7 protein-coding genes, 1 tRNA gene and 1 pseudogene are annotated in these 8,493 nt (G+C 69.9%); 3 read left to right on the forward strand and 6 right to left on the reverse strand.

Features of this window, described 5'->3' with window-relative positions; genetic code table 11:
• The 3 genes from JWR33_RS06185 to aceE form a co-directional block, all read right to left on the reverse strand.
• On the reverse strand, window positions 1-852 hold an 852-nt coding region (locus tag JWR33_RS06185; protein WP_297410299.1), incomplete at its 3' end, for a hypothetical protein.
• Window positions 853-857: 5 nt separating this feature from the next.
• Entirely contained in the window at window positions 858-2,054 is a 1,197-nt protein-coding gene (locus JWR33_RS06190) for a helix-turn-helix domain-containing protein (protein ID WP_297410301.1), read from the reverse strand.
• 12 nt (window positions 2,055-2,066) lie between these two features.
• Window positions 2,067-4,808 (reverse strand): pyruvate dehydrogenase (acetyl-transferring), homodimeric type, encoded by a 2,742-nt coding sequence (aceE, locus tag JWR33_RS06195; RefSeq protein WP_297410303.1) that lies wholly within the window; start codon window positions 4,806-4,808, stop codon window positions 2,067-2,069.
• Between the two features lie 267 nt (window positions 4,809-5,075).
• Here aceE and JWR33_RS06200 point away from each other — a divergent pair, with 267 nt between their 5' ends.
• Window positions 5,076-5,810 (forward strand): DUF72 domain-containing protein, encoded by a 735-nt coding sequence (locus JWR33_RS06200; RefSeq protein WP_297410305.1) that lies wholly within the window; start codon window positions 5,076-5,078, stop codon window positions 5,808-5,810.
• A 156-nt stretch (window positions 5,811-5,966) separates the two neighbouring features.
• Window positions 5,967-6,440, forward strand: a complete 474-nt coding sequence (locus JWR33_RS06205) for a peroxiredoxin (RefSeq protein ID WP_297410307.1) — start codon at window positions 5,967-5,969, stop codon at window positions 6,438-6,440.
• 97 nt (window positions 6,441-6,537) lie between these two features.
• Here JWR33_RS06205 and JWR33_RS06210 read toward each other — a convergent pair whose 3' ends face one another.
• The gene (locus JWR33_RS06210; protein ID WP_297410309.1) at window positions 6,538-7,026 is read right to left on the reverse strand and encodes a glutathione peroxidase; all 489 of its coding nucleotides are present in this window, start codon (window positions 7,024-7,026) and stop codon (window positions 6,538-6,540) included.
• 88 nt (window positions 7,027-7,114) lie between these two features.
• On the opposite strand from JWR33_RS06210, the gene JWR33_RS06215 reads away from it, so the two are divergent.
• A tRNA-Val gene (locus JWR33_RS06215) sits at window positions 7,115-7,191 on the forward strand.
• Window positions 7,192-7,359: 168 nt separating this feature from the next.
• Here JWR33_RS06215 and JWR33_RS13550 read toward each other — a convergent pair.
• Window positions 7,360-8,211, reverse strand: a pseudogene (locus JWR33_RS13550) (site-specific integrase); the annotation flags it as partial.
• Window positions 8,212-8,323: 112 nt separating this feature from the next.
• Window positions 8,324-8,493 (reverse strand): helix-turn-helix domain-containing protein (locus JWR33_RS06220; protein ID WP_297410312.1); only part of this gene is annotated, 170 nt, incomplete at its 5' end.

Genomic DNA, 8,493 nt, shown 5'->3' on the forward strand with positions numbered 1-8,493 from the left:
CTGGTCGTGCACCTCCGCGTAGTTGACGCTGACGTCGGCAGGCAGGAAGAAGTAGTCCTCGTCCTCGCCCCGCGTGGTGGCCCAGTAGAACTCGGTCGGCGCGGCCGAGTTGAACTGCTCGGCGAGCATCGACTCGAACCCGAGGTCGGAGAGCGGCGGCCAGATGTCGAGCGCGCTGCCCACCTCGGTGGCGCGCGCGGCGGCGAGGTCCCGCAGCGGCCTGCCGAGCTCCGGGTGGCGGGGCAGCGGCTGCGACACACTGGCCTCGCGGATCTCGAGGGTGGCGCCCGGCTCGAGGTAGGCGTAGAGGCCGGCGGCTCCGGCGTCGGGCGCGAGCGGTGCGGGGAGATGCAGCGTCGTCGGATCGCCTTCTCCGACCGTGACCGTCACATCGGCCCCGTGCACGGTGATGGCGAGGCGGTCGGATGCTCCCGCGCGCACCGTCTGCTCATCGACGACGGTCGTTGCCTCTCTTCCGAGGAGGTGCCACCCGCCGTCCTCGGCGACCAGTTCGACGCTGATCCGTGCGTCCGGCTCGCCCGGCCCGGCGATCACGAGTCCGCTGCCGCCTGCGCCGCCCGGGGCAAGGCGGGCGGAGATCGTCACCGGCTCGTCGGGGGTGAACGCGCCGCCCCAGATGGGCCACACCACCGCCTCCTGCTGGGGATTGTCCAGCTGCAGCGGCTCGGCCGCGAGGACCACCGGTCGGGGCGTGGCAGCGCGATCCGGGTGTGTTGCACCGCAGCCGCCGGCGGCGAGCACGGCGACCACGAGCAGCGCGCCGGGGAGCGCCCAGCGCCGTCGTGCGGGGGAAGGCCGGCGGGCGGAGGCGCCAGGGGTGACCGGCGGCACGGGCGTCAGCGACGCTTGAGCGGAGGGGCAGGGTCCGCGATGGCGCCGAGGATCAGCGCGGACTGCAGGATGACGGCCTCTCGGGCACCGGTGGCGTCCCAGCCGATCACCTCGGAGATGCGCTTGAGGCGGTAGCGGACGGTGTTCGGGTGCACGAAGAGCTCCCGAGCGGTCGCCTCGAGGGAGCGGCCGTTGTCGAGGTAGCACCAGAGCGTGACGAGCAGCTCCGTGGAGTGGTCCTGCAGGGGCCGGTAGATGCGGCTCACGAGAGTCGACCGGGCGAGAGGGTCGCCGGCCAGGGCGCGCTCGGGCAGCAGGTCGTCGGCGAGGACCGGGCGCGGCGCGTTCCGCCAGGCGCGCGCCACCGCGAAGCCGGCGAGGGCGGCCCGAGCGCTGCGGGACGCCTGCACGAGGTCGGGCACCTCATGACCGAGCACCAGGTGGCCGGGGCCGAAGCCCGGTTCGAGCCGCTGTGCGATCTCGAGGAAGCTGAGCTGAGCGTCGCCGGAGCGCGCCTCCTCGCCCTCCTGAGGCGTCGGCAGGGCGCGGCCGATGACGAGCACCAAGCGGGTGCCTTGGACGCCGATGAGCACGTCGGCGTGCACGTGCCGGGCCGTGCGGCGGAGCTGGTCGACGTCGAGCATTGTGGGAGCCGTGCCGACGAGGACGCACACCTCGCCGTGGCCGTGCCAGCCGAGCGCCGCGATGCGGCTGGGCAGCTCGTCGTCCGCCTCGCCGGAGAGGATCGAGTCGACGACGAGCGCCTCCAGACGGGCATCCCAGAGGCCGCGAGCCTCAGCGGCTCGTGCGTAGACGTCCGCCGCGGCGAAGGCGATCTCCCGCGAGTACAGCAGGATGCCCTCACGAAGGCCGTCGCCGCTGTCCTTCACGCGGTCCTCGACCACCTCGACGGTCACCTTGATGAGCTGGAGTGTCTGGGTGAGGCTCACCGAGCGCAGCAGCTCGCGGGGCGCTGCGCCGAAGACGTCCGCGGCGATCCACGGGGTGGAGCGCGGGTTGTCATACCAGCTGATGAAGGAGGTGATGCCGGCCTGCGCGACGAGCCCGACCGCCGAGCGGCGGCCCGGCGGCATCTCGCTGTACCAGGGGAGGGTGTCCTCGAGCCGCTTCAGCGTGGCGGTGGCGAGCTCACCGGAGACAGTTCGCAGCCATGCGAGCGTCTCCGCCTTCGTCCGTGCCACGTGCGGCGCTGGCTAGCTCTCGCCGCCGGCGCTGCCGGTGGTGCCGGCGGTGACGTCGAGCAGGCGGTACTTGTCGATCGCCTGGCGGGCGAGGCCGCGGTCCACCTTGCCCTGACCGCCCAGCGCCTCGAGGGTGCGGACGACCAGCGAGGGACCGTCGATCAGGAAGAACCGCCGTGCGGCCGCGCGCGTGTCGGAGAAGCCGAAGCCGTCCGCCCCGAGGGTGAAGTAGTCGCCGGGAACGAACTGGCGGATCATGTCCGGCACCTCGTGGGAGAAGTCGGTGACGGCCACGAACGGCCCCTCGGCTCCGCGCAGCTTCTCGGTGACGTAGGCCTGACGCGGCTCGTCGTCCGGATGCGTGAAGTACGCCTGCTCCGCCGCGAGGCCGTCGCGGCGCAGCTCGGACCACGAGGTGACGCTCCACACATCGGCGGCGACGCCCCAGTCCTCGGCCAGCAGCTTCTGCGCCTCGAGCGCCCACGGCACGGCCACGCCGGAGGCGAGCAGCTGGGCCCGGGGACCCTCGCCCTCGGCCCGCTTGAGCAGGTAGAGGCCACGCACGACGCCGTCGACGTCGAGGTTCTCGGGCTCCGCCGGCTGCGCCATCGGCTCGTTGTAGACGGTCAGGTAGTACATGACGTTCGGGTCCGGATGCGGGGTGCCGTCCGGGCGCGTGCCGTACATGCGCTCCAGGCCGCTCCTCACGATGTGGCCGAGCTCGTAGCCGTAGGCCGCGTCGTAGGAGACGACCGCCGGGTTCGTGTTGGCGAGCACGGGGGAGTGCCCGTCGGCGTGCTGCAGGCCCTCGCCGGTCAGCGTCGTCCGCCCCGCGGTGGCGCCGATCAGGAAGCCGCGCGCCATCTGGTCGCCGGCCGCCCAGAGGGCATCACCGGTGCGCTGGAAGCCGAACATCGAGTAGAAGACGTAGACCGGGATGAGCGGCTCGCCCTGCGTGGAGTAGGCCGTCCCCGCCGCGGTGAACGCCGCGAGGGCGCCCGCCTCGTTGATGCCGACGTGGATGATCTGGCCCTGCGGGCTCTCCTTGTAGGCGAGCAGCAGATCGCGGTCGACCGACGTGTAGTGCTGGCCGAACGGGTTGTAGATCTTCGCGTTCGGGAAGAACGCGTCCATGCCGAAGGTGCGCGCCTCGTCCGGGATGATCGGCACGATGCGGTTGCCGAAGTTCTTCGACCGCATCACGTCCTTCAGGATGCGGACGAACGCCATCGTGGTCGCGACCGGCTGCTGGCCGGAGCCCTTCTTGGCGATCGCGTAGGCGGAGTCGTCGGGGATGGAGATCGGCGTATGCGTGGTGCGCCGCTCCGGCAGGTAGCCGCCCAGGGCCCGCCGGCGCTCCTGCAGGTACTGGATCGCCTCGTCGTCCTGACCCGGGTGGTAGTACGGCGGCTGGTACGGGTTCTCCTCGAGCTGCGCGTCGGAGATGGGGATCCGCATCTCGTCGCGGAACAGCTTGAGGTCGTTGAGGGTGAGCTTCTTCATCTGGTGGGTCGCGTTGCGGCCCTCGAAGGTCTTGCCCAGGCCGTAGCCCTTGATGGTCTTCGCCAGGATGACCGTCGGCTGGCCCTTGTGCTCGACCGCCGCCTTGTAGGCCGCGTAGACCTTGCGGTAGTCGTGGCCGCCGCGCTTGAGGGCCCACACCTGGTCGTCGGTGAGGTCCTTGACCAGCTCGAGGGCCCGCGGGTCACGACCGAAGAAGTTCTCGCGCACATACGCGCCGTTCTCGGTCTTGTAGGTCTGGTAGTCGCCGTCGGGGGTCCGGTTCATCAGGTCGCGAAGGGCGCCCTCGCTGTCGCGGGCGAGGAGCTCGTCCCACTCCCGACCCCAGATGACCTTGATGACGTTCCAGCCGGCCCCACGGAAGAAGCTCTCGAGCTCCTGGATGATCTTGCCGTTGCCGCGGACCGGCCCGTCCAGGCGCTGCAGGTTGCAGTTCACCACGAAGGTCAGGTTGTCGAGGCCGTCGTTGGCCGCCACCTGGAGCTGGCCGCGGCTCTCCACCTCGTCCATCTCGCCGTCGCCGAGGAACGCCCAGACGTGCTGCTCGGACGCGTCCTTGATGCCGCGGTTGGTGAGGTACTTGTTGGACTGCGCCTGGTAGATGGCGTTGATCGGGCCGAGGCCCATTGACACGGTGGGGAACTGCCAGAAGTCCGGCATGAGCCGCGGGTGCGGATACGAGGACAGCGCGGCGCCCTTGTGCGACTTCTCCTGGCGGAAGCCGTCGAGCTGCTCGGGGCTCAGCCGGCCCTCGAGGAAGGCGCGCGAGTACATGCCGGGGGAGGCGTGCCCCTGGAAGAAGATCTGGTCGCCGCCGCTCGGGTGGTCCTGCGCCCGGAAGAAGTGGTTGTAGCCGACCTCGTAGAGGGTGGCGGAGGAGGCGTAGGTGGAGATATGGCCGCCGACCGCGACCTCAGGCCGCTGGGCGCGGTGCACCATGATCGCGGCGTTCCAGCGGAGCCAGGCGCGGTAGCGGCGCTCGATCTCCTCGTCGCCGGGGAACTCTGGCTCGTTCTCCGGAGCGATCGTGTTGATGTAGTCCGTGGTCGGCACCATCGGGACGCCGAGGTGCAGCTCCTTCGACCGCTTCAGCAGGCTGAGCATGATCTCGCGCCCACGCTCGTGACCGTGCGCCTGCACGAGAGCATCGAGGGACTCGGTCCACTCTGCGGTTTCCTCCGGGTCTGAATCGGTGTGATTCACCGAGTACGGATCCTGGTCGTTGACTGTCAACGTCGACCTCTCTTCGCGGAACCGGAGCGTCTTGCGAAGCCGGCAGCACCTGTCTGTGTCGCGCTCGGGTTTGTCGGGTTGCGACAACACCAGAGCCGATTCCGAGCCTAACGTCTCCGGCCGGAACAACCCGACGGGAGGTTCCGGCCCGGCGGCGACAGATCGCATCCAGCGACAGACGCGACGCTCCGGCCACAATGCAACGGCGGGCGGTTGCGGTTCGGCCGCTCGGTTGCGTCGGCGGGAAGAGCAGAAGGAGGTCGGGCCGTGCTCGAGCGAGTCCACATCGGCACGTCGGGCTGGAGCTACTCGCACTGGGACGACGTGCTGTATCCGGCCGGCACCGCCCCCTGGGATCGGCTGCCCTTCTACCTCGGGCAGTTCGGCACCGTGGAGCTGAACGCGAGCTTCTACCGCTGGCCGCGCCCCGCCAGCTTCGCGAGCTGGCGCCGGCGGCTGCCTCCGGGGTTCCGCCTCTCGGTCAAGGCACCGCGCGGCCTCACGCACGCCAAGCGGCTCTACGCGCCGGAGGCCTGGATCGAGCGGATGACGCAGTCATGGCACGAGCTCGGGGACAAGCGGGCGGTGCTGCTGGTGCAGCTGCCGCCCGCCTTCGCGCGGGACGACGCGCGCCTCTCCTACTTCCTGCACCGGCTGCCGGAGTGGATGCGCGTGGCGGTGGAGCTCCGCCATCCGAGCTGGAACGACGACGCGGTGTTCCGGCTGCTCGAGGAGCACGGGGCCGCGTACTGCGTGATGAGCGGCGCGGGGCTGCCCTGCGTGCTCCGCTCGACCTCGGACATCGTCTACGTGCGCCTGCACGGACCCGACTCGCAGTACCTCTACGGCGGTTCGTACTCCGATCAGGACCTCGGCTGGTGGGCGGAGCGCATCCGGGAATGGGCCGGCCAGGGCAAGGAGGTCTACGCCTACTTCAACAACGATGGCGACGGCAACGCCGTGCGCAACGCGTGGACGCTGCGGGGCATGCTCGGCGGCTGACGCGTCGGCTGCCTGCTTCCGGTCTCCTCGGCGCAGCCGCTGGCGGGTCGCGGGCTCCTCTGCGCGCGTATCATGATGCAGTTGACCGGGTAGACCCGCGCTTCCCTCGCACCGCAGCGAGAACGAGCGCCCTGGTCGGAAGGAAGTTTGCGAGCCATGGCTCTGGAGAACGGCACTCACGCCCCCGACTTCGAACTGTCGAACCAGTTCGGCGAGCGCGTGCGCCTCAGCGACTACCGCGGCAGGAAGTCCGTGGCCCTCGTCTTCTTCCCGCTCGCCTTCTCAGGCACCTGCACCGGCGAGCTGTGCGAGCTGCGGGACAACCTTCAGCTGTTCGAGTCCGAGGGGATCGAGCTGCTCGGCATCTCCGTCGACTCCAAGCACACTCTCCGCTCCTGGGCGGAGAAGCAGGGGTACGAGTTCGGCCTGCTCGCGGACTTCTGGCCGCACGGCGAGGTCGCCCGCGAATACGGCGTCTTCCTCGAGGAGAAGGGCTTCGCGACCCGCGCGACCTTCCTCATCGACGAGGGCGGCGTGATCCGCGCCAGCTTCATCTCCGGTCCCGGCGAGGCCCGCCCGATGGGTGCCTACCGCCAGGCGGTCCAGGAACTGCGGCTCGCCCGCGTCTGACTCTCCGGCCGAGGTGGCAGTTCGTGACGCCATTCGCGCCCGGAAGCGACATCAAGTGGCACCTCGGGCGCTCCGGGCCGCTCGCGGCGGGAGGCGGTCAGCGCGCGACGGGCAGTGATGCTTCGATCAGCGCCACGATCTGAGGATCATCCGGCTCCGTGCTGGAACGGAAGCGATGCACCGTGCCGTCCGGCGAGACGAGGAACTTCTCGAAGTTCCAGGCGACCTTGCCTGCCTTGCCTTGCGGGTCCTCCGCCTTGGTCAGCTCCGCGTAGAGCGGGTGCCGGCGCCTGCCGTTGACCCGGACCTTCTCGAACATCGGGAAGGTGACGCCCCAGGTGGCGGAGCAGTACTCCTCGATCGCCTCCTCGGAGCGCAGCTCCTGCAGGAACTGGTTGCTGGGGAAGCCGAGCACCGTGAAGCCCCGGTCGCCGTAGGTGCGCTGCAGCTGCTCGAGCTTCTCGTACTGGGGAGTGAGGCCGCATCGAGACGCGACGTTCACCACCAGCTTCACCTTGCCCGCATATTCGGCGAGCGTCGTCGCCTCGCCGCGGATGGTGGTGAGGGCAATCGTGTCGAGTTCCATGGAGTGGACAACCGGTCGGCGGTTGATTCGATTCCGCGGGGAAGCGGGCGGCTCCTCGGTACCATGGAGCCGCGCCGGTTCGGCGTCCGGGCTCTTAGCTCAGTTGGTTAGAGCGCCACGTTTACACCGTGGATGCCGGGGGTTCGAGTCCCTCAGGGCCCACCAGGAGAAGCCCCGGTCAGCGTCACCTTGCTGGCCGGGGCTTCGTCGTTCGAGAACCCTCAGGTAGGCCCTCGTGACTGTGTCGTGACTGTGGGATCGACGCTCAGCGTCGCGTTCCACCGGGCGAGCGCCGCAGCATTCGGCATCGGTGCCCATCCAGTGCGCGTAGAGGTCAGCGGTGAGCTTGGCCGAGGAGTGCCCCAGCCACGCCTGCGTGGTTTTGAGGTCGATTCCGGCACCGAGCCAGAGCGTGGCGGCGGTGTGCCTGAGGTCGTGGATGCGCCGGCCGAACGCCAGGTCCATCCACCGGGCGTCGCGCTTGAAGTTCGGGCAGGAGTAGGGCGTGCCGGCCGGTGTCGAGAACAGGACGTCCTCCGGCGCCTTGCCGGCCGACCGCTGTTCGATCAAGGGAAGCAGCTCGGCGGCCAACGGCACGGTCAGGGCACCGCCACCCTTGGTCACGTTCCGGACCGGCTCGCCGTCGGGCCAGGATCGTGACACCCGCAAGGCCGGGTAGGGCACGTGCTGGACGTCGCGCACCCGCAACCCGCGGAGTTCTTCCCACCGGATCCCGGTCAGTCCGAGGACGAGCACGACGTCGGCGAGATCCGGGCGGTGCGCCTGGACCGCGTGGACTGCCCGCAGCTCGTGAATGGCGAATGGGTAGACCTCCCGTCGGGCTCCCGCCGCGCTGCCGCGGGGCACGCGCGAGGCCAGCACCGGATTCGTGCTGAGCCTTCCCTCCCGCACGGCCCAGCCGAACATGCTCGACAAGGTGTTGCGGAAGCGGGACACCGTTGAGCGAGCCAGCTTGCCGAGCAACGTCGCGTAGAGGGCGTCGAAGTGAGCTGGGCGCAGGGCGGCCATCGGGCGGTCACGGAGTGTCGGTGGCAGGTAGGCCAGAGAGTACCCCTCCTCGCGCAAGGTCGAGGTGGCGACAGCGTTGGCCCGAGCCTTCATCCACTGCTCCGCCAGCTCGCCGAGCGTGAGTTTGCCGCGGGCCGGCGGCAAGTAGGTGCCCATCGCGAGCTGCCTGACCTGCTCGGCTTCCCAGGTGCGAGCGTCGGTTTTGAGGGTGAACGTGCGCGTCGCGATGATGCGCCCGCTGGCGTAGACCCGCGCCCGCCACTTGCCGCTAGGAAGCTGGTCGACCGCCACTGCGGACCTCCGCCAGATAGGCGTCGACGTCGCCTCGCAGGTATCGCGGGATGCCACCGAGGCTGAGCCAGGCCGGTCCCGCGCCTGACACTCGCCACCGCATCAAAGTCTGTTTGGAGACGCGAAGCCATTGGGCGACCTCGAGCG

It is taken from the genome of Naasia sp. (assembly GCF_025465545.1).
Taxonomy (GTDB): domain Bacteria; phylum Actinomycetota; class Actinomycetes; order Actinomycetales; family Microbacteriaceae; genus Naasia.